Origin of the sequence: Mycolicibacter heraklionensis (genome assembly GCF_019645815.1) — a bacterium.
GTDB lineage: Bacteria > Actinomycetota > Actinomycetes > Mycobacteriales > Mycobacteriaceae > Mycobacterium > Mycobacterium heraklionense.
Genome location: NZ_CP080997.1, coordinates 382,811 through 405,305, shown reverse-complemented (window position 1 = coordinate 405,305; position 22,495 = coordinate 382,811). Strand labels below are relative to the sequence as shown.

Genomic DNA, 22,495 nt, shown 5'->3' with positions numbered 1-22,495 from the left:
TTCTCGGGCAAATTTTGATTGGACAGCTATGGGACCATTGTCGACGTGACCGCTCATCCGTTGCCGCATCAGATGCCCTGGCCTGCCACCGGCAGTCAGCCACGGCAGCGTACGTTCGCGCAATCGACCAAGCTGCAGGACGTCCTGTACGAGATCCGCGGTCCGATCCACGCCCAGGCGGCCCGGATGGAGGCCGAGGGGCACCGGATCCTCAAGCTCAACATCGGCAACCCGGCGCCGTTCGGGTTCGACGCGCCCGACGTGATCATGCGGGACATGATCCAGGCGCTGCCGTACGCGCAGGGCTACTCGGACTCCCAGGGCATCCTGCCGGCGCGCCGCGCGGTGGTCACCCGCTACGAGCTGGTCGAGGGCTTCCCCCGCTTCGACGTCGACGACGTCTACCTCGGTAACGGCGTATCCGAGCTGATCTCGCTGGTGTTGCAGGCACTGTTGGACAACGGCGACCAGGTCTTGATCCCGGCCCCGGACTACCCGCTGTGGACGGCGTCGACGTCGTTGGCCGGTGGCACTCCGGTGCACTATCTGTGCGACGAAACCCAGGACTGGCAGCCGGACATCGCCGACATGGAGTCGAAGATCACCGAACGCACCAAGGCGCTGGTGGTGATCAACCCGAACAACCCGACCGGGGCGGTCTACAGCCGCGAGGTGCTCAGCCAGATCGCCGAATTGGCCCGCAAGCACCAGCTGTTGCTGCTCGCCGACGAGATCTACGACAAGATCCTCTATGACGACGCCGAGCACACCAGCCTGGCCACCCTGGCGCCGGATCTGTTGTGTTTGACCTTCAATGGTCTGTCGAAGGCCTACCGGGTGGCCGGCTACCGCTCCGGTTGGCTGGCGATCACCGGCCCCAAGGAACACGCGACCAGCTTCCTGGAGGGCATCAACCTGCTGGCCAACATGCGGCTGTGCCCGAATGTGCCTGCCCAGCATGCCATTCAGGTGGCGTTGGGCGGCCACCAGAGCATCGATGACCTGGTGCTGCCGGGTGGGCGGCTGCTCGAACAACGTGACGTCGCCTGGAGCAAGCTCAACGAGATTCCGGGCGTCTCCTGCGTGAAGCCCCGAGGCGCGCTCTACGCGTTCCCCCGGCTAGACCCCGAGGTCTACCCGATCGACAACGACGAGCAACTGGTGCTGGACCTGTTGCTGCAGGAGAAGATCCTGGTCACCCAGGGCACCGGGTTCAACTGGCCGGCGCCGGACCACCTGCGCATCGTGACCCTGCCGTGGGCCCGCGACCTGTCCAGCGCCATCGAGCGCCTGGGCAACTTCCTGGTCAGCTACCGGCCCTAGTCCTTCGGCGAGCCTTCCCCGTCCACAGGGAATCTCACGACGTCACAGCGGCGTGTCGCGTCGCCATATTCCCACTCGACGGCTCGCACACGCCCCCACCGGGATCGCGTGCGCGACAATGCCGATGCCCCAGCCGAGGATGGGCCAGACCGGCCAGAAATACCACTGCCCCACGGACACCGCGGTCACCAGCCAGATCCCGACCATCAGCGCCGACACCGCCAGATAAGCGCCCAGGTGAATCCGCACGCCGCGCCGGGCGGCAGCGCTGCGCTGCGCACGACGACGCGGGTCTCGCCGGCTGATCTGCGCGACAGGCAGATCGGCGGCCAGCTCACGGAGCGCTCCGGCGGTCTGCGCCGCAAATGCCCGGCCCAGTCGGGTCTCGTACTCCTCCATCGACAGGTAGCCCTGACTGAACGCCTGCCCGAGCTGGTCGGCGGTACGCTCTCGCTCCGGATCACCCACTCGTACAGCAGAATCCGTGGTCATGTCGCACCCCTATTGCCCGGTCGGCACCCAGTTGCCGTGAAATCCGGCGGGAACACGGTGCGGCAGGTGGATGGCCGCGAGGTCTTCCAACGTGGCCGCGTCCAGGATCGCCAGCTCGCTGGTGTCGGTCGTGCTGTCATAGACGAAGCCCATCAACACGCCGTCGTCTTCGGCCGCGTCCGCCGTGGTCGGATGGAAGACGAACTCACCCAACTGTTTTCCATCACCGAAAGACCGTGTCGCTGTCGACCCGCCGACAAGGTCGTGCTTGAGCAGGGTCGCGTCCGGCACCACACCGTTGCCGATACTCACCGAATAGCCGAACCGGTGCCGCTTGCCGACCAGTCGTTCGTCGACGCGGGGAAACTCCTGGCCACGGTCGTCCACCCGAGATTCGCGAACCTTGCCGTCGGCCAGGTCGACGGTCCACCGTTCCAGCGTGGGCAGCCCCTCGGCGGGGCCACGCATCTCGGTGTCGAACATCTTCGGATGCCGGACCACGTCGAGCACGACGGTGTCACCCTCGTCGTAGGCATTCATCGGATGGAAGACGTAGCAGGGCTCTACCTCGAACCACCGGACGTCGCCGTTTCCTCCGTCACGCGGCATGACACCCACCCGCGCAGGGTATTTCGGGTTCCACCGATACGGCATGGTGCGCACGCTGCTCTTGGGCATCGGCAGCCGGGCCATAATCGGGTCCGGGATGCGCACCCGTCCGATCAGCGCCGACATGATCAGCCGTACCGGTAGCCGCAGGCCGGGCGGCGCCGCACCCTGTGCCACTTGGCGGGTGTCGAACGTGACCGGCAGGTCATAGAAAACGACATGGTTCTCGGTGAGCGAGAAGTCGTGCATCATCGGCGAACCGGTGACTTCGATATCCACGGTGCGCCGTGCCCGGCCGTCGGTGCCGATCACCGAGTACTGAACGCTGTTGCCGCGGTTGAACGCGTACGAAACGGCATGCAGCTCACCGGTATTGGGGTCACGTTTGGGGTGCGCGGTGTATCCGCCCGACAACGTGCCGTCGAAGTCGCAGGTGCCGACGGTGTCCAGCTCGTCGGTCAGCTCGTAGCAGGAGATGCCGCCCTCGATCAGCGCGAGGGTGCGCCCGGCGTGGCCGATCACGTTGGTGTTGGCGCCGATCCCGGACGGCCCGGTACGCCGACCGGGTGGCGGCGTCTCGCCGAGCGCGGCGGCGGTCTGCGGGCCGCGTACGTAGCGGTTGCGGTACCACTCGGCCTTGCCGTCGCGCAGGCGCAGTCCGTGGACCATGCCGTCACCGATGAACCAGTGATAGAACGCGGGATCGATTTCGCCGACCGGGTTGGGCCCGTTACGCAGGTAGCGCCCGTCCAGGTAGTCCGGGATGGTCCCGGTCACCGTCAGCTCGGTGAGGGTGTACTCCTGTGCGATCGGCGCGAATCCGCCCTGAAGGTAGGGGTTGGTCATCGGACGCCTCCTGTCCATAACAACGTTATGGACATGTATAACACTGTTATGACATCATGGCAAGGGTGAGTTCGAATCCGCGTGATCGGCTGATCGAGGCCGGTACCCGACTACTGGACAGCGAAGGCCCCGAGGCATTGCAGGCTCGGAAAGTCGCCGCCGAGATAGGCGCCTCCACCATGGCCGTCTACACCCACTTCGGCGGGATGAACGGGCTGCTGGAGGCGATCGTTTCGGCAGCGTTCGAGCGTTTCGGCGCCGCGCTGGCATCCGCACCCAGGACCGACGATCCGATGGCCGACTTCTTCTCCATGGGCTACGCCTACCGGGAGTTCGCGTTGGCCAGCCCGCAGCGCTATCGGCTGATGTTCGGGCTCGCCGCGCCGCAGAAATTCCACGTACCCGAGACGCCGGTGGCGACGGCGACCTTCGACCAACTCGTCGCCGCCGTCGAGCGGATCATCGCCACCGGCCGGATCCGCGAGGACGACACCGTCGAATTGGCCGGGCGAATCTGGAGCATGATCCACGGTGTGGTGCTCCTGGAACTGGTCGGCACCTTCGAGCAGGACGGCCGCGCCCTGACCCACATCCTCGGCCCGATGACGGTCGACATGTTCGTGGGGATGGGCGACAGCCGGGAAAACGCCGAGCTGTCGCTGCGACGGGCGACCGACGCGGTTCGGGTGTGAGCACCCGTCACCGACGATCCAACAACCCCATCAGGTAGTCGCCGTAGCCGGACTTGCATAGCGCCGCGGCACGAGCGGCGAGTGCGTCGTCGTCGATGAACCCCATCCGCCAGGCCACCTCTTCGGGCACGCCGATCTTGAGGCCCTGACGGCGCTCGACGGTGCGGACGTAATCGCCGGCGTCCAGCAGCGAGTCGAAGGTCCCGGTGTCCAGCCACGCGGTGCCGCGGGCCAGCGTCTCGACCGTCAGCCGGCCCTGGTCGAGGTAGGTCTGGTTGATGTCGGTGATCTCGTACTCGCCGCGCGCGGAAGGCTTTAAGCCCCTGGCGATCTCGACGACGTCATTGTCGTAGAAATACAGCCCGGGTACCGCGTAGTGGGAGGTGGGCGCGGTCGGCTTCTCCACCACCGACACCGCTGACCCGTTCACGTCGAACTCGACTACACCGTAGGCCGACGGGTCCGCCATCCAGTACGCGAAAATGACCGCGCCGGAAAGGGACTGGTGACGGCGCAGACTGGTTCCCAAACCGGCGCCGTAGAAGATGTTGTCTCCCAGCACCAGGGCGACAGAGTCGGTGCCGATGTGGTCGGCGCCGATCACGAACGCCCGTGCCAGTCCGTCGGGCTGCTCCTGGATGGCGTAGCTGATGTCGACCCCGAATGCGCCGCCGTCCCCCAGCAGTCGCTGGAAGGCGGGCGCGTCGTGGCCGGTGGTGATCACCTGGATGTCCCGGATGCCCGCCAGCATCAGGGTGCACAGCGGGTAGTAGACCAGCGGCTTGTCGTAGACCGGCAGCAGCTGTTTGCTGACGCCCATGGTGATCGGATGCAGGCGGGTACCGGAGCCACCGGCCAGGATGATCCCGCGCATGCCGCTTAGCCTAGCCGCGGCGATCGCGTGCTAGTCGACCCGATCGGCTTCGGTGAGGTCCGTGGCGGCCAAGGCGTCGTCCAGATCGTCGTGGCGGAATACCGCGGTGACGCGGTCGTGCACCACCCGGAAGGCGACCGCCTGGGCTGCTGCCCCCGGTTCCGCGGGGGCCAGTTCGGCCACCACCACACCGTCGTGCACATACATCCGGCCGAGTCCGCCGCTCACCGCTACCGACGCGGCCCACCGCCGCAAAGCCTGATGGCCCTGCCCCGCCCCGTCGGCGTCAGCCACCTCGATATCGTCGCTGGACAGCTGTTCCAGGGTGTCCAGATCACCGGCAGCCAGGGCGTCGTGCCAGGCGAGGACCGTTGCGATCTCCGATGTGCTCATGGTCGCCAAAACTACCGCCCGATCAGAAGGCGGTGTGGTCGACCCAGTTCTGCCACACCGCGGCATCGCCGAAGACCGCGATGTCGGTGTCGGCCACCGGCACGCGGCGCATCACCGCCAGCAACAGGTCGCGGGCCGAACCGCGCAGGGCCACTGAGCCTTTGCCGTGCTCATGTGACCAGCTCACCGTGTCGGCACCGGCCGGACGGCTGATGGTCCACTCCCCTGCCGAGCCGAGGCCGTCGTCGGTGGCATGCAGGTGCACGCTGTGGCCCTCGGCCAGCGGCAACACTTGTCCGTTGCGCGCTACGAGTGCGGGAATCAGGTCCAGCAACTCACTGATCCCGTCGGCGGCCAACTCCGGTGACAGGCTGAAGTCACCGCCGAGCGCCAGCACGGCATCGGCGCGGTGCACGGTCGCCTCGTGCAACCGGCGGCGCACCCACCACGAGGCCGGACGAGGTCCCATGAACGTCCACGCCGGCGTGTCCGGCCCACTCTGCGCGACCGCATCCAACACCCGCTGAGCCCCGTCGTGCAGCCACTCGATGGCTGCGTCCGGCTCGGCGGGCGGCTTGCCGTCGACGACATCGCGCGGATCCAGCGGGCCGTCCATACGGTCGGCGATGATCTGTGCGGCCCAACGGTTTCCGCGCCCGAAGTGCCGAAACAGTTGAGTGAGGTTCCACTCCGGGCAGGTGGGGACCGCCAACTCGGGATTCCCGGTGCGGATCAGCTCCCCGAACGCGCGCGTCTCATCGAGCAGTGCTGCGGCGTAGTCCACGCCGTCAGGCTAGTGGATTGTGTGCCGGCTCAGAAGGGCCAGCCGCCACCATGGCCGCCGCCGCCACCGCCACCGCTATGGCCGCCGCCACCACCGCCGCCGAGGCCCGGGAACCAGGAACTGCCGCCACGCCCGCCGCCTCCGCCGAGGCCCGGGAACCACGGGTTCCCGCCGCCGTTGTTGCCGCCGACGCCGGGCAGCCATGGTGACGGGTTGCCACCCTTCTTGCCGCCGCCATCGTTGTCGGGCAGCCAGGACGGGTTGCCGCCCTTGTTCCCGCCGCCGTTGTTGTTACCCGGCAGCCAGGACGGGTTCCCGCCGTTGTTACCGCCCCCGTTGTTGCCCGGCAGCCACGAGGGGTTACCACCGTTGTTGGACGGATTCTGGGCAGGCGGCCGCAAGATCGGCGGCAGCTGGGGTTGCTGGATTGGCGGTGCGGGTGCCGGAGCCGCGGGGACCGGTGCGGCCGGGGCTGGCACTTCGACCGGCGCCGGCACACGGATCGGCACCGGCACTGGTATCGGTGCCGGGGCCGTCGGCGCGGGAGCGGGAGCTGCCGGGGCGGGAGCCGGGGCCGCGGGTGCCGGCGCGGGAGCAGGCGCGGCCGGCGCCGGCCTGGCTACCGGGACCTGGGCCGCCGGCGGCGGCGCGGGGGCCGGCTGCGGCGCCGCCTCGGGGGCGGGCGCCGGGGCCGGCGCCTGCTGAGTGGGCACCACGATGTGCCCGGTGGGCGGCGGGTGATCTGCGGCGGTGGGCCGGATGCTGACGGCCAGCGCCACCACCAAGCTGGAGACCCCGACGACGAAGAACGCCGCCAGGCCGCTGCCGGCCAGCAGGAAGGGGCTGCGGCGCCGAAGGGGCTTGCTGTCGTCGAACAGGTCCACACCGGAACTCGGCGGGTAGCCGTCGTCTTCCTCGATGACGGTGCCGTCAAAGCCGTCCGCGTCGACCAGGTTCAGGTAGCCGCTGTCGGCGGAGTCGTCGGGAACCGCGCTGTAGGCCAGCGCGTACTCGCCCATGGTGGCGTCATAGTCGGCCTGATAGGAGTAGCCGAGCGCGACCAGATCCGGGTCGATCACACCGGTGCCCGGGTCGCGTGCCCACGCCAGTGCCGACGTCGAGGAGTCGAACAGCGGCGCGTGCGCACTGGCCAGCGCCGCGCCCCGCGCCAGGGCGGTCTCGGGCTCCTCGGGCACGCTGACCGGGATGGCACTGGCCGCGTCCAGCTCGGGCTTGACCATGCCGACGTTGACTCCGGAACCGACCACGAACAAGCCGTCGGGCCGCGACGACAGGCGGCCGGCCTGGGCGGCCAGCCGGGTCAGCGCGCCCATCGCGGCGGCGTCATCGGACGGCAGCGCCACCCGCTGCACCTCGCCGATCGAGCCGTCCGACGAGTCGACGACGGCCAGGGTCGCTCCGTCGGGCTCGACGAACATCAGGGCGGTCCGCTCGTAGCCGACCGACCCGCCCACCGTCTGCGCCAGGGCGGCCGCCGCCAAGAAGGCCGACACCAGCATCACGTTCTCGACCCGGTGACCGGCCAGCGCGTCGCGCAGCTGGCCTGCTTGCAGCTGATCGGCGACGGTCACCCCGGTCGAGGCCAGCCGGTACCCGCTCTCGCGGGCACTTTCCTGGGTGCCCAGGATGGCCGACACCACCTGCTCGGGGAACGCCGTCTCATCGGCGTCCACCTCGAATCCGTCTTCGTCGACGGTCACGCCACCGGCGCGCTCTCCCTCGACGAGGACCATGCGTACCGATGGCGGTGCCATCGAGACCCCCAGAACGATGTCCACCGCACCTCCTCCACTAGGGCCGGCGAATTATTAGCCCATCTTACGACTGTTGGATGTGAATCCCCACTCAGAAATGAAGGCCCGGCAGGAACGGGAACCCGCCGCCACCGCGGCCGTGTCCGCCACCGTGGCCGCCACCATGCCCGCCGCCGCGGCCATGGCCACCACCGGGTCCCCAGTCGTCGTCGCCGCGGCCCCAACCACCCCGCGGCGGTCCGAAGAGCGGCGGACCGCCGGGCAGGCCCGGAATCCCCAGGTTGGGAAGCGGTGGGGGCGGTAGCGCCGGAGGCGGTGGGGGCGGTGCCACCGGCAGGGGCGGTGGGGCCGCCGGTGCCGGAGCCTCCGGCACCGGGGCGGGTGCTGGGGCTCTCGGCGGTGCCGGCTCAGCGGCCGGTACCGGCGGCGCCGACGGCGGCGGTGCCGGTGGCGGTACGGCCGCCTTCGGCGGCGGTGCCTGATGGGTGACGACGTTGGCCCGCACGTCGGGCCGGTGCTGGTTGGCCGCCCGCATGCCCACCGCCAACGCGATCGCCAGTGCGAGCACTCCGACCACGAACAGCGCCGCGACCCCGCCGGTGACCAGCATCGGCTTGCGCTCCCGCGGCTGGACTCCGGTGCTGAAGTCCAGCAACCGGGAGTCGACGAGCTCGGGATCTTCGGCGAGATCGGCAAGCGCGCCGCCCAGAACCACGCCGCTGTCCGGAAGCGCACTGTAAGCCAGCGGCTCGTTGTCGGCGGTGACGTTGTAGTCCACCTCGTAGTCCACCCCGTCGGGCGCGATGTAGACGTACCCGGCGCTGGCCAGCGCCGGGTCCAGTTCACCGGTGCCCGGGTCCTGCGCCCAGGCCTGCGCCCGGGTCGAGGACGTGAACAGCGGGGCGTGCGCACTGGCCAGCGCCGCTCCGCGGGCCAACGCCATATCCGGCTCCTCCGGCACGCTGACCGGCAGTGGGGTGGCTTTGTCCAGCTCCGGCTTGATCATCGCCACGTTGACGCCCGAGCCCACCACGAACAGGCCGTCGGGCTGCGACTCCAGTCGTTGCGCGCCGGCGACCAGCTCGGTGATCTCGCCGACCGCGCTCTCGTCATCGGGCGACAGCGGCTGGCGGTGGATCTCGCTGATCGAGCCGTCGTCGGAGCTGACGACGGCCAGCGTGGCCGCTTCGGGCTCGACGAACAGCAGAGCAGTCCGGGCGTAACGCGTCGCACTGCCCACCGACTGGGCCAGCGCCGCGGCGGCAAGAAACGCCGACACCAGCATCACGTTCTCGACCTTGCGGCCGGCCAGCGCCTCGCGCAGCGCGGTCGCGTCGTCCGGATTACTCCAGGTCACGCCGGTGGAGCTGAGCTGATAGCCGCCCTCGCGGGCTCCCTCGCGAGTGCCCAGGATCGCCGACACCACCCGCTCCGGGGCGGTTTGAGCCCCGTCGATGACGTCGAAGTCGTCGTGCTCCACGGTGACCCCGTCGGCGTTTTCGCCTTCCACCAACACCATGCGGACCGCCGAGGGCGCCACCGACACCCCAAGAACGATCTCCACGAAACCTCCCCTGCTACTGCTATCGGCCAGGTATGTGGGCCGAACCCCCACCAGGGCTGGCCGATACCGGCTTCATCGCAGCCGCGAGGCGGCCGTCAGATCCAAGGGCTAACCGGACTTGATGAAGTTCTGGTACGAGCGGGACGGCGTCGGCCCGCGCTGGCCCTGATATTTCGACCCTACGCGCGTACTGCCGTAAGGGTGCTCGGCCGGACTCGTCAACCGCAGCAGACACAGCTGGCCTATCTTCATACCCGGCCACAACGTGATCGGCAGATTCGCCACGTTGGACAGCTCCAAGGTGATGTGCCCGGAGAAGCCGGGATCGATGAAACCCGCGGTGGAGTGGGTCAGCAGGCCCAGCCGGCCCAGGCTCGACTTGCCTTCCAGCCGGCCGGCCAGATCCTCCGGCAGGGTGCAGCACTCCAGCGTGGAGCCCAGCACGAACTCGCCGGGATGCAGCACGAACGGCTCGCCGGGTTTGGGTTCGACCAGCGTGGTCAGCTCGTCTTGCTGTTGAGCGGGGTCGATGTGGGTGTAGCGGGTGTTGTTGAACACCCGAAACAGGCTGTCGAGGCGAACATCCACGCTGGACGGCTGAACCAGGGCGTCGTCGAACGGGTCGATGCCCAGCCGGCCAGCGGCGATTTCGGCCCGCAGATCGCGATCGGAGAGCAGCACGGCACGAGCGTATCCGCAGACTCGCGGGTTCGGTCGAATGACCGGGCCCCGCGTCATGGCTGGGCCCCAGGTCATGGTCGCCGAGTGTGCGGTTTGGTTGGATTTTCGGCCGTTCGGCCAACGATTCCGCACACTCGCGGAGCGGCGAGGCGCCCGGGTGCTAGCCTGCTAGCGCACCATGCCGATGTAGTTCAATGGCAGAACATCAGCTTCCCAAGCTGAATACGCGGGTTCGATTCCCGTCATCGGCTCCACGTTTGACCAGCGAAAACCAACTCACTTGACCCACGGCACGATGGGCACAAACGGCCGGTTGGCGTTGTGCCAGAAGTGGTCCAAGGCGGTCACGGCGGTGTCGTGAGTGATCAGCCAACGCCCGCCCTGCTGTGACAGCACGATGGCCTCGGGCGCGCTCTCTTCATGAAAGCCCCCCACGGAGGTGACGGTCGCCCCGGCGGAGTCGTCCGGCGCGGGCTGAATGTCGGACACCACGAACTGGTAGGGCAAAAGCCCGGCCTCTTGGGTCTCGCGCAGACGCTGATCGATCGTCTGCGCTTCTTCGGGACTGAAGCCGGGGGTGACGACGTTGCCCTTGTTCACCGCGGGGATGTCCGGGTTGGTCAGCTCGGCCATCGCGGCCAGCACCTCATCGGGAGTCGGAACAGCTTCGGAAGCAGAGGATGTTGCGGGGGTGGCCACGCCCGCGAGCGCAGCAGCGAGCAATACCGAGGTCGCGGCGATTCTCATGGCGCAAAGCTAACTTCGTTATGTGTCAACGATGTTTTTCTTTTGCAACGGCAGGTGACCAAACCCTGGCAGTGCAAAGGAAGCGGCCTGGACCGCCGACACCGACAGCCCAGGCCGCGCCAGCCGCCCTAGAAGATCTGGGCCAGGTCGGCCTGAATGTCCGGCAGGGCATTGAGGCCGACGATCGCCAGGAAGCCTCCGGCCAGCGATTCCAGCCCGGTGGCGAACGCCGAGGTCAATGACAGCGCGTCACCGAGACTCTGCCCTTCCATCAGCGAGTTCGTCAGCACGGTCAGCTCATGGGCCGGCAGCGCGACCGTCAGCGCGTTGACGATGTCCTGGACCGGCAGTACCAGGGAGTAGAGGTCGGTCAGCAGCTTGCTGAACCCGTTGGCCATCTCGGCAAGCGAATGCGGCGCATCCATGTCGCCGCCACCGCCCAGCAGCCCCGACAGCAGCCCGCCGGAGTCGGCGGCGGGGTGCAACAGGTCGTTGGTGAAGTCGTGGAAGCCTTCCTTGGCGCCGTCCCACAGCGCTCCGAGGATGGTGTTGAACTCCTCGGCGGTCAGGTGCGGGGACGCCTGCAGCGTGGTGGCAACGTCAGCCGGCGACGTCGACCAGCCGGTGTAGGGGTCGGTGCCGTACCCCAGGTTGGCGAGCACCCGCAGGTCGGGTTCCAGCAGATCGGCAAGAGGCTTGCCGGCGATCGCCTGGATGACGGTCGCCAACGGGAGCTGGTCCTGCCACGGCATCATGTAGAAGGTGGAGCCGCCGTCGTAGCCCTCGCTGGTCTGCAACTCGATCGCATTCGCGATCTGATCGGGGGTCACCCCCAGGCCCGGCCCGGCGACTCCGTCGATGTAGTACGGGTGGACCAGTGCCCAGCCGGCCATTGCGTTGAGGTTCGAGATCAGATTCTGGGTGTAGACCGGGAAGTCGCAGTTTGGGTCGTACTCCAGGCAGTAGCTCGTCACGGGGATGCCGGTGTCGGTGGCCGCCGCACCGTCGAACGTCAATCCGACGCTGGTGACGCTCGCGGCTGGGTCCTCGGGCAGGTGGAAGCGCTCCAGGAAGCCGCCGTTGGGGTTGCTCGGGTTACCCAGGAGCAGAAACTGTAGCGGCGTGGTGCCCGCAGGCACGTTGCTGTAGTCAGGCACGAACCTGCCGTCGGCGATGTCGCGCAGCACCACGGAGTCGACGTTCGAACTCTGCGATACGCCGCCGACCACTACCGGGTGCCCGGCCATCAATTCCTCGTTGATCCGGGCCTCCACCGCCTCTACGCCTTGGGCCACCGAGGTGTCGTACTGCAGGGCATGGATGCCGCCGAACGCCGGCTCGCCGCCGTTGGGAATGAAGACCCGCAGCGGCACATAGTCGCCGAAGTTCGCGCCGTTGACTTCGGAGTAGTGCTCGAAGGCCCATTGCACCAGTTCCGGCGCCGGCCACGGCACCCCGCTGCCGCCCATCATCAGCGCCACCCCCTGCCCGGCCGCCGGCGTGCTGTCGACCGGGGCGAAAGCCGACTCCCCGGACAGCAGGCGCACCGCCGCCGACAGGATCTCCGGTTCCGGCAGCGCGGGCGAAACCGCCGACGGCGGCAACACCAGCAGTGCTGCGCCGGCGAGGGCCAGCGGCACGGTGGTCAATGACTGGATGGACGAGTGCTTCAAGTGGGCCCCTCTGGGGAACACCGCCGCTCAAGCCTCAGCGCCTGACCGGCGACTGAGTGACGCGGACCGCTCAATCCTGGCGATCCGGCCGCGCGAACTGAAACAGGAATTGGGGCCGCGATTGACAACCGGACGTTTTGAAATCAGCGACGTGCCAGCCGGCTTTCGATCTCGCGCACCACGTCGACCTCCCGGTCTCGAACCGCGCACGCCACCTCGACGAACCGGGCCACCAGCGGGCTGGGTTCATCGCGTAACCACCCGACCGCAGCCACCGATCCCGGCCAGTCGTCAATCGGCAGGCATCGCACCCCCGGCGCCGGCAGGTATTGCGCCACCGCCGCACTGGTGACGGCGACCGCCACCCCCGCCTGAACCAATTGCACCTCCTCGGTGACGGAGGAGACCACAATCCGCCGGGCCGCGGTCGGGTCATCACGCACGGAGTCCAGACACCAGAACGCACGGTGGATCTCATCGGTGGTATCGGTGACCGTGATCGGGTCATCGATGAGATCCAGCACCGACACCGAGGAGCGGGCGGTATGTCGATGGTTGGCGGACACCATCGCGACGACCGGGTCGACGAACAGTGCCTCCGTCTCAATGTCGGGGGTGCTCACCGGCAACCGCAGCAGCGCCACATCACTGGCCCCCGACGCCAGCCCGGCCGACGGGTCGCCGATCGGGAATTCACGCATCGCGACGTCGACGTCGGGATACCAGTTGCGGAACTCGTCGACGATCAACGCGGTCAACTCCAGGGCGCCACCGGGGATATAGCCGAGTCGCAACGTCCCCGACAGCCCGCGGACCGCCCGCGCGGTATCGGTGATCGTGGCATCCAGCGTCGCCAGGACCGCGCGCGCCCCGGCCAGGAAGATATCGCCGGCCGGCGTGAGCGTCACCTTGCGGGTGGTGCGGTTCAGCAGTTTGGCGCCGACCCATGCCTCAATTTCCTTGATCTCGTAGCTGAGCGCCTGCTGGGTCAGATACAGGCTGGTGGCGGCGCGGCTGAAATGAAGCTCCTCAGCAACCACGACAAAGTGGCGCAGCTTACGGGTGTTGATGTCGATGCCGGCGAATATAGACGCACATCTTGCGTCTTCCATTGATAACTTGCATCGTCCGTTCACTTGAGCTGTCCGGAGCCAGCAAACCCACCAGCGACAAGCAGCGGCCGGCCGAAGTCGCGCTGCGGGGCACACTCGCCGCAAACGCCCCCCGCGCCGGCTAATCCCGCCACAATCACCGGTATGGGTCTTTTTCCGAAGCCGCACGCCACCCTGACCGACGCCGAGGTCGCCGACGCCCTGAGCCGCGCGGTCGCGGTGATCGACCCGCTGCTCGACCTGCTCGCCGAGGCTGATCCCATCGGGCTGCGCAAACGGACCCGCCGACTGCTCACTCCGCCCCGCGGGCTGAGCCAGCGCATCCGCCGGTTTCGGCTGCGGCGGCGCCGCAACGAGGCCGGCCGCGGCGCCAGCGTCACCAACCGCGCCCTCAACGCCGGGGCACAGCTAATCAACGCCGCGGATCTGCCCGGCACGGCGGCGTGGGAGCGGATGAGTCGCGAGCAACGCGTGCACTGGTGGGTGCACCGGGTCGGTGCGCTCAACACGCTGGTGGTCGCCTCCCCCGGGGCGTTCGGATGGCTGGCCCGAGTGGTCCCGGTGGGCGAGTTGGCAGGGTTCGTCAACCACGCCATCGTGTTGTGCGCGCTGGCCCGCGAGTATGGGGTCACCGACCGGCGTGCGCAGGTGCGACTGCTCGCCGAGGTGTTGTGCGGTCGACATCTTCCCGAAAGCGTCGAGGTACCAACACAACCCGCTACCCCGCCGCTTCCCGAGACGCCGCCGCCGGGCTGGAAGCCGCTGAAGTCGATCACGTCATCGACCCCGGTGATGATCACCCGGAGCGTCTGGCAGCTGGCCGGCATCCTGCGGGCAACTTTCGACGAGGTGAGCAAACGGCCCCACCCGAAGAAGCTCTACCAACGCCTGGGTTCACTGCCCGGGTTCGGTTTGTTCGCAGCCTATTTCGGCGAGCGAGGCGCCCTGATCCGAGCGGCCGAACAGGGCGTGACCTGGCTCGATGCCCACGAAGACAATTCCCGCGGCGCCGGAGAAATAAGCCCGCTCTAGAAGACCCTGATCCAGTCGACCAGCATCTCCGCGGGGTAACTGCCCGGCCCGGGATCGCCGCCACCTGAACCGGCAATCGCCAGATTGAACACCGAAAATACTTGGTAGCCAGGGTTATTGAACGGCCAGTCCGCGATCGAATTCGCCGGAACGGTGAAGTAGGGCGCGGCTCCGTCTACGTAATCACGCCAGAACCGGATGCCGTCGGCGTCCCAGCGGCACCGCCAGGTGTGCCAGGCGGTGTCCATCGAGATCTGGTGGGTCGCCCATTCGGCACCGTTCGCCCTGGTGTGGACGGTGGTCGCCGACGGCCAATTGCCGTTCCCGTACCACTCCAGCACGTCGATCTCGCCTTGATCCTCGTTGCCCATCCACCAGGCGGGCCAGGCGCCGGCGGTCAGGCAGTTGAGTTTGATGCGGGCTTCCCAGGTGTGGCCGATACCGCCCATCCACCGGCTCTGGACTTTACCGCTGTAGTAGGTGCCGCCGTCTTTTGCGGCGCGCAGCACGAGGTTCGACTTGCCGTCGACGAACACATTCTTGCGATCGTCGCGGTATTGGCCGACGTTCTCGGGTCGCTCCCAGAACGTCGGGTCCTTCATCGATTCCCGGGCCTGCGCCACGGTCCATTTCGCCGGGTCCGGCGCGGAACCGGCTGGGCCGTCGAACTCGTCGCTGAAGAGGTAGGTCTGCGGCGGGGCGGCGGGCAGCGGGCGGACGGGCCCCGGTCCGGCCCAAGCCTCCGGCAGGCGCATCCCGGCGGCAAGCATGCCGAATCCCGTCGTCAACATCAGACTGCGTCGATTCATCTCGGGCACCCTTCGAATGGTGCCATTGATCGACCGCCCGTGCGCGGTTGCGGCCTGAGCCCCTCTAGAACACCCGCACCCAGTCGATCAGCATGTCCGCCGGGTAGCTGCCCTGACGGGCGTCCCCGCCGCCGGATCCGCCGATGGCCAGGTTCAGGATCGGGAACACCGTGTAACCCGGGTCGTTGAACGGCCACTCCCGGCCCGGCTCGTCGATGTTCTCGATGCCGACGGCCGGAACGGAGAAGTACGGCTCCATGCCTTCGACGTAGTCCTGCCAGAAGTACATCCCGCTCTGGTTCCAGGTGACGCGCCAGTTGTGCCAGTTGCCGTCGACCGGAAACGCGAAGGTTTCGAAAGCGGTGCCGTAGGGGTTGGCGTGCACGGTGGTGCCCGACGGCCACTCGCCGTTGCCGTACCACTCCATCAGGTCGATTTCGCCCTCACGGCCCGGGTCGTCGTTGGACAGCCACCATCCGGGCCAGCAGCCCGCGGTCTGGCAGTTCAGCTTGATGCGGGCTTCCCAGGTGGTGCCGATGCCGCCGCGCCAGTTGCCGTGCACCAGGCCGCCGAAGAAGGTGTTGCCCTCCTGGGTCCCCCGGATCACCAGGTTGGAGTTGCCGTCGAGGAAGACGTTCTTGCGGCTGTCGCGGTACTGGTAGAAGTACTCGGGCCGGTCCCAGCCGACGGGGCGACGGATCGGGGTGCGGTGGTTGGAGATCGTCCACTTCGAGCGATCGGGGGCCGAGCCGGCCGGGCCGTCGAACTCGTCATGCCAGATGAAGGCACCGGACTTGGCAGCGGCCGCCGGCGGGGTCGCAGGGGCGGCCGGGTCGGCGGGGGCAGCCGGCGGCTGCGCCGGGTCGCCCGGCGCTCCAGGGACCGCGGGAACGGCTCTGGCCTGGGGGGCGGGGGCTGCGGCGGCCAATGCGCCGGCACCCAGCATCATCATGACTTGGCGGCGGTTCATCTCGGGCACGGTGGCAATCTAACCCACACCGCACCGGTGTCAAACAAGGCAAGCCCGCCCGCGTGGCCTATGTCACCTCGTCGCCCTCGGCGCTGTCGTCGAGCACACCGACGGCGATCCCGTAGGGCAGGAACCGCACCCGGCGCTTCGGGTCGGGGTTGCGCTGGCTGGCGCGCAGCGCATCGATCTCGGTGGCGTAGACCTGCTCGACCCGCGCGGCGCCGTCGTCGCCGACGGTATAGATAGCCCACACCCCGTCACCGGTCTCGCCGGTGGTCGCCGGCTCGGCCCGAGCCGCGCGGGCCAGATCGGCGAAGATCGCACCCCAGCCCGCCCGGTCCCCGGCGGCACCGAACGTGCCGGAGAAGCGGTCGAATGCCGCGCGCAGCCCCTCGCCCGCCTCACGCATCATTCGGTCCAAATCCTCGGAATCGAATCCGAACGCACCGCTGTCACCCATTGCGAGCCCCTTTCACGCTGGTCGCCACACCCCAGTGTGCCTGCGCGGGGCGGATCCGGCCACGGTCTCAGGCGACGCCGGCCGGCTCGCGTTCGTCGATCAACCGGCGTCCGCTGCTCAGCCGCCGGCGCATTTCAGCCAGGTAGTAGCGCGCCGGCAGCCAGCGAATCGTCCGTGGCACCAATCGGTACACCGGCGGCAGCACCGTCAACAACGCGTCGAACAACCGCTGATCGCGGGGACTCCATTCCCAGTGCAGCTCCTCGCGCAGCCGCGTCGGCAGCAGTCCGCGGGTGATCCACCGGTTCAACGGCATGGCGAGCCGGATCGGCAGCGGCGCCTCGCGGCCGCTGAACAGATCGTGGGCGAACGCTCGCACGTGGTCATCGATGGTCAGCTCGTCGAGTTTGCCCTGCCAATACCGTTCGAAGTCGGCCCTGGTGGGCGGCCACATCTCCGGCTTGACCTGCAGCGCGGTGCCGTAGATCGCCGACTGCTGGTACAGGCGCTCGGCTGTTGCGTCGTCCATCGGGCCCAAGAAACGCTCGTAGAGGTCCTGCCCGTTCTTGTACAGCGTGGCCGCCACCCACAGCTGCAGGTCGGGGTCGAATCCGTTGTAGGACACCGGACTGTCGGGCCCCGACTTCACCGGGACGTGCGCCTGGTTGACCATCTTGACCAGTGCGCGCCGCTCGTCGTCGGTGCCCAGCGTGACGCAGTAGATGTAGGTCATGGTGGTACGCAGCCGATCCAGCGGCCGATTGAGCACGGTGCTGTGGTTGGCAACGCCGTGTCCGACACCGGGCTCGGCCAGTTGCAGCAGGACTGTGACGCCCGCCCCGAGGTAGAGAAAGCCCTCCCCGACGTAGTCGGCCAGGTTCAGGCCCCGGTCGATCGGGGGGCGCGATTTGCGGATCGCCATGGTCACTCCCTCTCTATTGCAACAATATGACGTTAATTGTTGCAACGTTGCCTGCGGTTGGGAATGGACTTTCGGCCCTTTTCGGGCGGTAGATTGACGCCGATGGCCGCCAACCCGCTGTTCGCGCTGCTCAGCAACCCGGATGAGTCGGGCTCCGATGCCCGCATCCTGCAAGCGGCGCTGGAGCAGTTCGCCCTGACCGGAGTCCGCCGGACCAGCACCGACGACATCGCCCGCCGCGCCGGCGTCAACCGAGCCACCCTCTACCGACGGCTCGGCGCCAAGAAGGAGATCGTGGCCGCCGCATTCCTCTACGAGGCCGGCCGGGTGCTGACGCAGATCGACTCCGGCACGGGAGTTTTGGCCGATCAGCCCACCGATGCCGAGATCGACGACTACATCGTGCGGTTCTGCACGATCACGCTGATCACGGTGCGGGAGAACCGCTTGCTCCTGCAACTGCTCGAGGTGGACGGCGACGAGACACTGCGGGCCCTGACCGTGGGGGCCGGTAACGTGGTGGAACTGGCGTCGGCCTTTCTTGCCGAGCGCATCCGCATGGTCCGCGAGCGATCCGGCGGATCCACAGACCCCGCCGAGATCGGCTCGCTGTCAGCGGTTCTGGCCCGGCTCACCCAGTCACTGCTGCTGACTCCGGAAGGGCCTCCGCAGGTGCGCACCCGAGAAGAGATGGCGGCGTTCTCCGCAGCAGTGCTGGTGCCCCTGATCCGGGGGCAAGCGCGCCGCTAGTTCTCCGGAACGGTGATCGGGATCGGGATCGGCACCAACGGAATTCGCAGGTATTCGGTGGTCATCGGCACGGTGGTGGTCGGCGGCACCGTGGTACTGGGTGGTTCGCTGGTCGTCGGCGGAACCGTCGTGGTCGGCGGCGTCGTGGTGGTCGTGGTGGGCGGAGCCGTCGTGGTCGTCGTGGTGCTGGTCGGCGGCTCGGTGGTCGTCGTGGTGGGCGGCGCCGTCGTCGTTGTCGGCGGCGGCTCCGTGGTGGTCACCGGCGGCGGGGCCGTCGTGGTGGCCACCGGCGGCGGCGGTGGCGCACTGGGCGTCGGGGTCGGCGGTGCCACGGCACTGGTCTCGAGCGGCGCCGGCGTCTCGTCGTGCTGGCCGCGGGTCAAACTGTAGAGCGCCCCGGCGACGGCGATCAGCGCCACCAGGATGCCGACGCCGAGTGCCAACCGGGGTAGCCGCGAAGGTGCGCGACGGCCGGGGACCGGCGCAGCCGGCACCGAGACCGTCGGGCGGCGTCCGGTACCCAGATCCTGGTCGTAGTAGGGGTGCTCGACGTAGGGCACCGGTTCGGCACCAGCACTGCCGTCCTCCTGCGACCAGGCGAACGCATCCACAACAGCACCGGAACCCGGAGCAGACATCACGGTCGGCGCCATATCGGTCGCGTCGACCGCTTCTGCTTCCCTGGTGGCCTCGTCGTCCTGCGGGTCATACATAGCTGAATACCTTGGATCGACAACGGCTGGAATGGCCTCACCATAGGCGGGGCCGAACCGTTCAGGATCGCCGACACACCGGCGGTCGGCGGGCTATCAGCGGATTCACACCACGGTCAGCGGCAGCGATTTGCGGGTGCGGAACACGAAATCCGCACCGCTGCTGACCTTGGTCACCATCACCTCGGGCAGTTCTTTCGCCTCGGCGTCGGTCTCGGTCAGCCGGGCCGTCCACTCGGTTTCCGACCCCTCGACCTCCACCCGCAGGTGCGGGTTCACGGCGGTCGCGATGGCCTGCAGCGGGTTGAGGTCCTGCGGCGAGCACAGCGTGATCCAGGCGCCGTCGTCGTGTGCGGGCGAGGGGTGTACCGCGATGGTGTCCTCCCCGATGTCGGCATTCACGTAGCCGATCGGATTGAGCAGCGGGTGCAGTTCGAAGGTGCGCAGCGCACCCCCGATGTCCTCAGAAAGCTTCAGCGCATTCTTGATTCGCAGGGCACCCAGCCCGGCCAGGCCGGTGAGCTGACGGCGGCCCACCGATACGGCCAGCTCATCGGAGTCCGCCCTGGCACGCACCGCGAGCGCGAACGACAGATAGAGCAGGTGCATCTGCAAACACACCTCGTCGGCGATGCGGACCAGCGCCGAATGGGAGAACGCGGTGAAGTCGACGTCGGACAGCAGCGGTCCAGCGTAGTCCGCCAACCCCTCGTCAGCGGCGTCGATGTCGTCGAGTTGCCAAGTGGCCGCTTTGCTTTCGCCGATCACCGCCAACGCGGGAATCGGCTGGGCCGGCGGGTAGGACTCGTCGATGATGACGGTCCAGTGGCAGTGCGGCTGGCGGTCCGACGGCGTACGGGGCGGCCGGTGTACGGGACGGCACTGCGCGTGGACGTTGGTGGCCACCGCGGTGGCGTCGAACGTCGGATCCTCGATCGTGTGGCACATGCCGAAGACGTAGTCGTCGCCCATCGGCTCCACGTCGAGCAGCGCGCCGCAGCTGGCCAACTCGAACTCGCCGTTCCAGCGGTCATGGACGGTGAAGCGAAAGTCCATGAACTGCGGCGGTGAACCGATGTCGAACTGCAGGCCCTTGAAGATGGTGAACACGTCGTCGCCGGTATAGCCCAGCGCGCGCTGCATGCGCCGGGTGTAGATGGGACTGGACCCCGCCCACTCCTCGATGGCGATCTGCACCATCTCCTCGCGGCCGAACTCGGATATGCACCAGGCCATTCCGGAACGGTCGATCATGTGCCCGATCAGCAGCAGTTCGGGCACCAGCACAGCCAACTGCTCACGGGACAGCGACGCATACCTCGATTCGGTCACGAGCCAAAAAATAGTCGTGTCTATGTTATAAAGTCAACAATGACTATTTCCGCTGGTTCCACCCGGGCTTCGGGGCCCTCCGGGCCGACCCGGCGAACCAGCGCACCCCGCAAGCGCGGTGACGACACCCGAGCCCGGATCATCGACGAGACGGTGCGCTGCATCACCGATGAGGGTTTCGGCGCGGCGACCGCCAAACACGTCGCCGAGCGCGCCGGGGTCACCTGGGGGGTCATCCAGTACCACTTCGGGGACCGCAACGGCCTGTTGATGGCTGTGGTCGATGACGGGGTAGCCGAACTGCTGACCAGCCTGGCCGCTGTCGACGTCAGCGAGCTGGGACTGCGTGAGCGCATCGAAGCCGTGGTGGACACCGCGTGGCGCTGCTACGCCAGCCCGACTTCGCTGGCCGCGTTCGAGATCCTGCGGGCCACCCGCGGCAGTTTGGGCGAGCAGTCCCACGAGCACCTGCTGCAGATGAACTCAGCGATCAACGGCTTGGGCCGGCTGGTCTCCGACGACCCCGCCGATGCCGGTGTGGCCGAGGTGATTTGGGCAGCGCTGCGGGGAATCGTGTTGGCGCAGATGATCATGGGCGGGCCCATCGACTGGCAGACCGAGCGGCGGGTGCTGATCGACATGGTCGCCCACTACCTGCAGCGCGATCGCGGTCAGCCGATCACGCGCTAGCCCGTCCGCCAGTGCGACGGAAGCGGCTGCCCTTCACGCTGTCGGGTGTGATACGCCCAGGACGAGGCCAGCCAGCCGCTGCCGTTGGTCAGCGTCGTGACCGGCTTGCCGTCCTGATCGTCGTTCTTGCCGTTGGTCTTCTGGTTGCGGCGGCCGGTGGTGTCGGGCGTGGCACCCTGGCCTGCGGTGGTTCCCATCATCGCCTCCTGGCACGCCATTCCGGGCGGCATTCCGACGGCGACCGGCAGCGGGGTCTCGGCGGCGGCCAGTGTGTAGGCGACCGGCTGCATCTCCGGGGCGGCGGTGGCCCAGCTGGGCGGCACCGACAGCCCACCGATCGGGATCGCCCTGCCCACACCCGGACCCATCACCGGCGTGGTGGACGCCGACAGCACCCCGCGCGGCCCGATCCCCTCGAAGGTCAACGCGCCCTCGGCCCCACCGCGGACATACACCAGCCGGCCCCAACCGGCGCCGTTGCTCAGCACGGTGTACAGGCTGGAGTCGAAGCTCAGGCCGCTGGTGGCGATGCTGCTGAACGGCGTCAGCTGGCCCAATTCGGAGGTCAAGGCTTCCCACCACGACGGCGGATCCGTCGTGGCCGCCGGATTCACCAACTGCTGCAGCGTCGTCTGGATGGCGCTGTTGAGCTGGGTCAGTGCCGGGCTGTTGCTGCCGGCGGCGTGTGAGGCCGCCGCGGACTGGGCGCCGGGCCCGGCCGGGTTGGTGGTCTGCGGCGGCTGGTCGAGTTCCGGCAGTGCGCTGGCCGGCATCGCCGCCGCCGCGTAGCCGTACATGGCAACGGCGTCTTGGGCCCACATCTCGGCATACGCAGCCTCTGCCGCGGCGATGGCCGGCGTGTTCTGTCCGAAGAAATTGGTGGCGACCAGGGTGGCGAGCAGGGTTCGGTTAGCGGCCACCACGGTCGGCGGGACGGTCGCCGCGAAGGCGGCCTCATACGCCGCGGCAACCGCCTTGGCCTGTATCGCGGTCTGCTCGGCGTTGGCGGCCCCGGCCTGCAGCCACGCCACGTACGGGGCCGCCGCATTGGCCATCGCCACGGACGTCGGGCCGGACCACGCGTGCCCGATCAGGCTCGAGATCACTCCGGAGTAGCCGGCCGCGGCCGTCTCCAGTTCGGCGGCCAGGGCATCCCAGGCGGCCGCCGCGGTGAGCATGGGCGCTGCCCCCGGGCCGGTGTACATCCGGCCGGAGTTGACCTCCGGGGGGAGGAGCGCGAAGTCCATGTCGT

Annotated in this window: 23 protein-coding genes and 1 tRNA gene; 6 read left to right on the top strand and 18 right to left on the bottom strand. The window is 68.2% G+C overall.

The genetic code is table 11. The features are described from left to right. Positions 1 to 18 precede the first annotated feature (18 nt). Positions 19 to 1,323, top strand: coding sequence for a pyridoxal phosphate-dependent aminotransferase (locus K3U94_RS01905; RefSeq protein WP_220695403.1), 1,305 nt, complete (start codon positions 19 to 21; stop codon positions 1,321 to 1,323). 42 nt (positions 1,324 to 1,365) lie between these two features. On the opposite strand, the gene K3U94_RS01900 is transcribed toward K3U94_RS01905, so the two are convergent. Next, positions 1,366 to 1,815, bottom strand: a complete 450-nt coding sequence (locus K3U94_RS01900; RefSeq protein WP_047320168.1) for a DUF1707 domain-containing protein — start codon at positions 1,813 to 1,815, stop codon at positions 1,366 to 1,368. A gap of 9 nt (positions 1,816 to 1,824) precedes the next feature. Continuing rightward, positions 1,825 to 3,270: a carotenoid oxygenase family protein gene (locus K3U94_RS01895; protein WP_220695402.1), complete on the bottom strand. Its 1,446-nt coding sequence runs from the start codon at positions 3,268 to 3,270 to the stop codon at positions 1,825 to 1,827. A 56-nt stretch (positions 3,271 to 3,326) separates the two neighbouring features. Here K3U94_RS01895 and K3U94_RS01890 point away from each other — a divergent pair, with 56 nt between their 5' ends. Continuing rightward, the gene (locus K3U94_RS01890; protein ID WP_220695401.1) at positions 3,327 to 3,962 is read left to right on the top strand and encodes a TetR/AcrR family transcriptional regulator; all 636 of its coding nucleotides are present in this window, start codon (positions 3,327 to 3,329) and stop codon (positions 3,960 to 3,962) included. A gap of 7 nt (positions 3,963 to 3,969) precedes the next feature. Here the strand turns inward: K3U94_RS01890 and rfbA are convergent, their stop codons facing one another. From rfbA to dcd, 6 genes are all read right to left on the bottom strand, one after another. Then, positions 3,970 to 4,836, bottom strand: coding sequence for a glucose-1-phosphate thymidylyltransferase RfbA (gene rfbA / locus K3U94_RS01885; protein ID WP_220695400.1), 867 nt, complete (start codon positions 4,834 to 4,836; stop codon positions 3,970 to 3,972). Positions 4,837 to 4,866: 30 nt separating this feature from the next. After that, a complete protein-coding gene (locus K3U94_RS01880) occupies positions 4,867 to 5,229 on the bottom strand; it encodes a nuclear transport factor 2 family protein (RefSeq protein ID WP_220695399.1) in 363 nt (120 codons plus the stop codon). Between the two features lie 22 nt (positions 5,230 to 5,251). Beyond that, complete coding sequence (locus K3U94_RS01875; protein WP_220695398.1) at positions 5,252 to 6,013, bottom strand: maleylpyruvate isomerase family mycothiol-dependent enzyme; 762 nt, start codon at positions 6,011 to 6,013, stop codon at positions 5,252 to 5,254. Positions 6,014 to 6,042: 29 nt separating this feature from the next. Then, positions 6,043 to 7,812, bottom strand: a complete 1,770-nt coding sequence (locus tag K3U94_RS01870) for a DUF7159 family protein (protein WP_220695397.1) — start codon at positions 7,810 to 7,812, stop codon at positions 6,043 to 6,045. A 67-nt stretch (positions 7,813 to 7,879) separates the two neighbouring features. Then, positions 7,880 to 9,352 carry a DUF7159 family protein gene (locus K3U94_RS01865; RefSeq protein ID WP_230987352.1) on the bottom strand — a complete coding sequence of 491 codons (1,473 nt, stop codon included), beginning with the start codon at positions 9,350 to 9,352 and terminating at the stop codon, positions 7,880 to 7,882. Positions 9,353 to 9,460: 108 nt separating this feature from the next. Further along, positions 9,461 to 10,033, bottom strand: a complete 573-nt coding sequence (gene dcd, locus K3U94_RS01860) for a dCTP deaminase (protein WP_024443368.1) — start codon at positions 10,031 to 10,033, stop codon at positions 9,461 to 9,463. Positions 10,034 to 10,213: 180 nt separating this feature from the next. Between dcd and K3U94_RS01855 the strand changes: the two genes are divergently transcribed. After that, positions 10,214 to 10,287, top strand: a tRNA-Gly gene (locus tag K3U94_RS01855). A gap of 22 nt (positions 10,288 to 10,309) precedes the next feature. Here K3U94_RS01855 and K3U94_RS01850 read toward each other — a convergent pair. The 3 genes from K3U94_RS01850 to K3U94_RS01840 all read right to left on the bottom strand — a co-directional run bounded on the left by K3U94_RS01850 (position 10,310) and on the right by K3U94_RS01840 (position 13,565). Then, the gene (locus K3U94_RS01850) at positions 10,310 to 10,780 is read right to left on the bottom strand and encodes an MTB12 C-terminal domain-containing protein (RefSeq protein WP_220695396.1); all 471 of its coding nucleotides are present in this window, start codon (positions 10,778 to 10,780) and stop codon (positions 10,310 to 10,312) included. A 128-nt stretch (positions 10,781 to 10,908) separates the two neighbouring features. After that, positions 10,909 to 12,453, bottom strand: coding sequence for a PE-PPE domain-containing protein (locus K3U94_RS01845; protein ID WP_220695395.1), 1,545 nt, complete (start codon positions 12,451 to 12,453; stop codon positions 10,909 to 10,911). Positions 12,454 to 12,596: 143 nt separating this feature from the next. Then, on the bottom strand, positions 12,597 to 13,565 hold the full coding sequence (locus K3U94_RS01840; protein ID WP_267878337.1) for a LysR family transcriptional regulator: 969 nt from the start codon (positions 13,563 to 13,565) through the stop codon (positions 12,597 to 12,599). Between the two features lie 144 nt (positions 13,566 to 13,709). Between K3U94_RS01840 and K3U94_RS01835 the strand changes: the two genes are divergently transcribed. Further along, the gene (locus K3U94_RS01835) at positions 13,710 to 14,597 is read left to right on the top strand and encodes a hypothetical protein (RefSeq protein WP_220695393.1); all 888 of its coding nucleotides are present in this window, start codon (positions 13,710 to 13,712) and stop codon (positions 14,595 to 14,597) included. Here K3U94_RS01835 and K3U94_RS01830 read toward each other — a convergent pair. The 4 genes from K3U94_RS01830 to K3U94_RS01815 all read right to left on the bottom strand — a co-directional run bounded on the left by K3U94_RS01830 (position 14,594) and on the right by K3U94_RS01815 (position 17,758). Next, entirely contained in the window at positions 14,594 to 15,415 is an 822-nt protein-coding gene (locus K3U94_RS01830) for a glycoside hydrolase family 16 protein (protein ID WP_220695392.1), read from the bottom strand. The genes K3U94_RS01835 and K3U94_RS01830 overlap by 4 nt on opposite strands. Before the next feature lie 55 nt (positions 15,416 to 15,470). Then, positions 15,471 to 16,376 carry a glycoside hydrolase family 16 protein gene (locus tag K3U94_RS01825; RefSeq protein ID WP_220696627.1) on the bottom strand — a complete coding sequence of 302 codons (906 nt, stop codon included), beginning with the start codon at positions 16,374 to 16,376 and terminating at the stop codon, positions 15,471 to 15,473. A 67-nt stretch (positions 16,377 to 16,443) separates the two neighbouring features. Further along, a complete protein-coding gene (locus K3U94_RS01820) occupies positions 16,444 to 16,836 on the bottom strand; it encodes an Rv0313 family protein (protein ID WP_047321471.1) in 393 nt (130 codons plus the stop codon). Positions 16,837 to 16,903: 67 nt separating this feature from the next. Further along, a complete protein-coding gene (locus K3U94_RS01815) occupies positions 16,904 to 17,758 on the bottom strand; it encodes an oxygenase MpaB family protein (RefSeq protein WP_047321481.1) in 855 nt (284 codons plus the stop codon). Between the two features lie 102 nt (positions 17,759 to 17,860). Between K3U94_RS01815 and K3U94_RS01810 the strand changes: the two genes are divergently transcribed. After that, positions 17,861 to 18,508, top strand: coding sequence for a TetR/AcrR family transcriptional regulator (locus K3U94_RS01810; protein WP_220695391.1), 648 nt, complete (start codon positions 17,861 to 17,863; stop codon positions 18,506 to 18,508). Here K3U94_RS01810 and K3U94_RS01805 read toward each other — a convergent pair. Beyond that, positions 18,505 to 19,221 carry a hypothetical protein gene (locus K3U94_RS01805; protein WP_220695390.1) on the bottom strand — a complete coding sequence of 239 codons (717 nt, stop codon included), beginning with the start codon at positions 19,219 to 19,221 and terminating at the stop codon, positions 18,505 to 18,507. The two genes, K3U94_RS01810 and K3U94_RS01805, sit on opposite strands and share 4 nt — an antisense overlap. Before the next feature lie 105 nt (positions 19,222 to 19,326). Next, a complete protein-coding gene (locus K3U94_RS01800) occupies positions 19,327 to 20,553 on the bottom strand; it encodes a hypothetical protein (protein ID WP_220695389.1) in 1,227 nt (408 codons plus the stop codon). Positions 20,554 to 20,592: 39 nt separating this feature from the next. Between K3U94_RS01800 and K3U94_RS01795 the strand changes: the two genes are divergently transcribed. After that, positions 20,593 to 21,243 carry a TetR/AcrR family transcriptional regulator gene (locus K3U94_RS01795; protein WP_220695388.1) on the top strand — a complete coding sequence of 217 codons (651 nt, stop codon included), beginning with the start codon at positions 20,593 to 20,595 and terminating at the stop codon, positions 21,241 to 21,243. Here K3U94_RS01795 and K3U94_RS01790 read toward each other — a convergent pair. Continuing rightward, positions 21,240 to 22,490, bottom strand: coding sequence for a PPE family protein (locus K3U94_RS01790; protein WP_220695387.1), 1,251 nt, complete (start codon positions 22,488 to 22,490; stop codon positions 21,240 to 21,242). The two genes, K3U94_RS01795 and K3U94_RS01790, sit on opposite strands and share 4 nt — an antisense overlap. Between the last annotated feature and the right edge of the window lie 5 nt (positions 22,491 to 22,495).

What these genes read in the sequence shown, in the direction of transcription:
- K3U94_RS01835 (WP_220695393.1), top strand. Translation starts at nt 13,710, where the DNA reads ATGGGTCTTTTTCCGAAGCCGCACGCCACCCTGACCGACGCCGAGGTC.
- K3U94_RS01825 (WP_220696627.1), bottom strand. Translation starts at nt 16,376, where the DNA reads ATGAACCGCCGCCAAGTCATGATGATGCTGGGTGCCGGCGCATTGGCC.
- K3U94_RS01890 (WP_220695401.1), top strand. Translation starts at nt 3,327, where the DNA reads ATGGCAAGGGTGAGTTCGAATCCGCGTGATCGGCTGATCGAGGCCGGT.
- K3U94_RS01815 (WP_047321481.1), bottom strand. Translation starts at nt 17,758, where the DNA reads ATGGCGATCCGCAAATCGCGCCCCCCGATCGACCGGGGCCTGAACCTG.
- K3U94_RS01900 (WP_047320168.1), bottom strand. Translation starts at nt 1,815, where the DNA reads ATGACCACGGATTCTGCTGTACGAGTGGGTGATCCGGAGCGAGAGCGT.
- K3U94_RS01850 (WP_220695396.1), bottom strand. Translation starts at nt 10,780, where the DNA reads ATGAGAATCGCCGCGACCTCGGTATTGCTCGCTGCTGCGCTCGCGGGC.
- K3U94_RS01840 (WP_267878337.1), bottom strand. Translation starts at nt 13,565, where the DNA reads ATGGAAGACGCAAGATGTGCGTCTATATTCGCCGGCATCGACATCAAC.
- K3U94_RS01820 (WP_047321471.1), bottom strand. Translation starts at nt 16,836, where the DNA reads ATGGGTGACAGCGGTGCGTTCGGATTCGATTCCGAGGATTTGGACCGA.
- K3U94_RS01880 (WP_220695399.1), bottom strand. Translation starts at nt 5,229, where the DNA reads ATGAGCACATCGGAGATCGCAACGGTCCTCGCCTGGCACGACGCCCTG.
- rfbA (WP_220695400.1), bottom strand. Translation starts at nt 4,836, where the DNA reads ATGCGCGGGATCATCCTGGCCGGTGGCTCCGGTACCCGCCTGCATCCG.
- K3U94_RS01810 (WP_220695391.1), top strand. Translation starts at nt 17,861, where the DNA reads ATGGCCGCCAACCCGCTGTTCGCGCTGCTCAGCAACCCGGATGAGTCG.
- K3U94_RS01895 (WP_220695402.1), bottom strand. Translation starts at nt 3,270, where the DNA reads ATGACCAACCCCTACCTTCAGGGCGGATTCGCGCCGATCGCACAGGAG.
- K3U94_RS01795 (WP_220695388.1), top strand. Translation starts at nt 20,593, where the DNA reads ATGACTATTTCCGCTGGTTCCACCCGGGCTTCGGGGCCCTCCGGGCCG.
- K3U94_RS01790 (WP_220695387.1), bottom strand. Translation starts at nt 22,490, where the DNA reads ATGGACTTCGCGCTCCTCCCCCCGGAGGTCAACTCCGGCCGGATGTAC.
- K3U94_RS01805 (WP_220695390.1), bottom strand. Translation starts at nt 19,221, where the DNA reads ATGTATGACCCGCAGGACGACGAGGCCACCAGGGAAGCAGAAGCGGTC.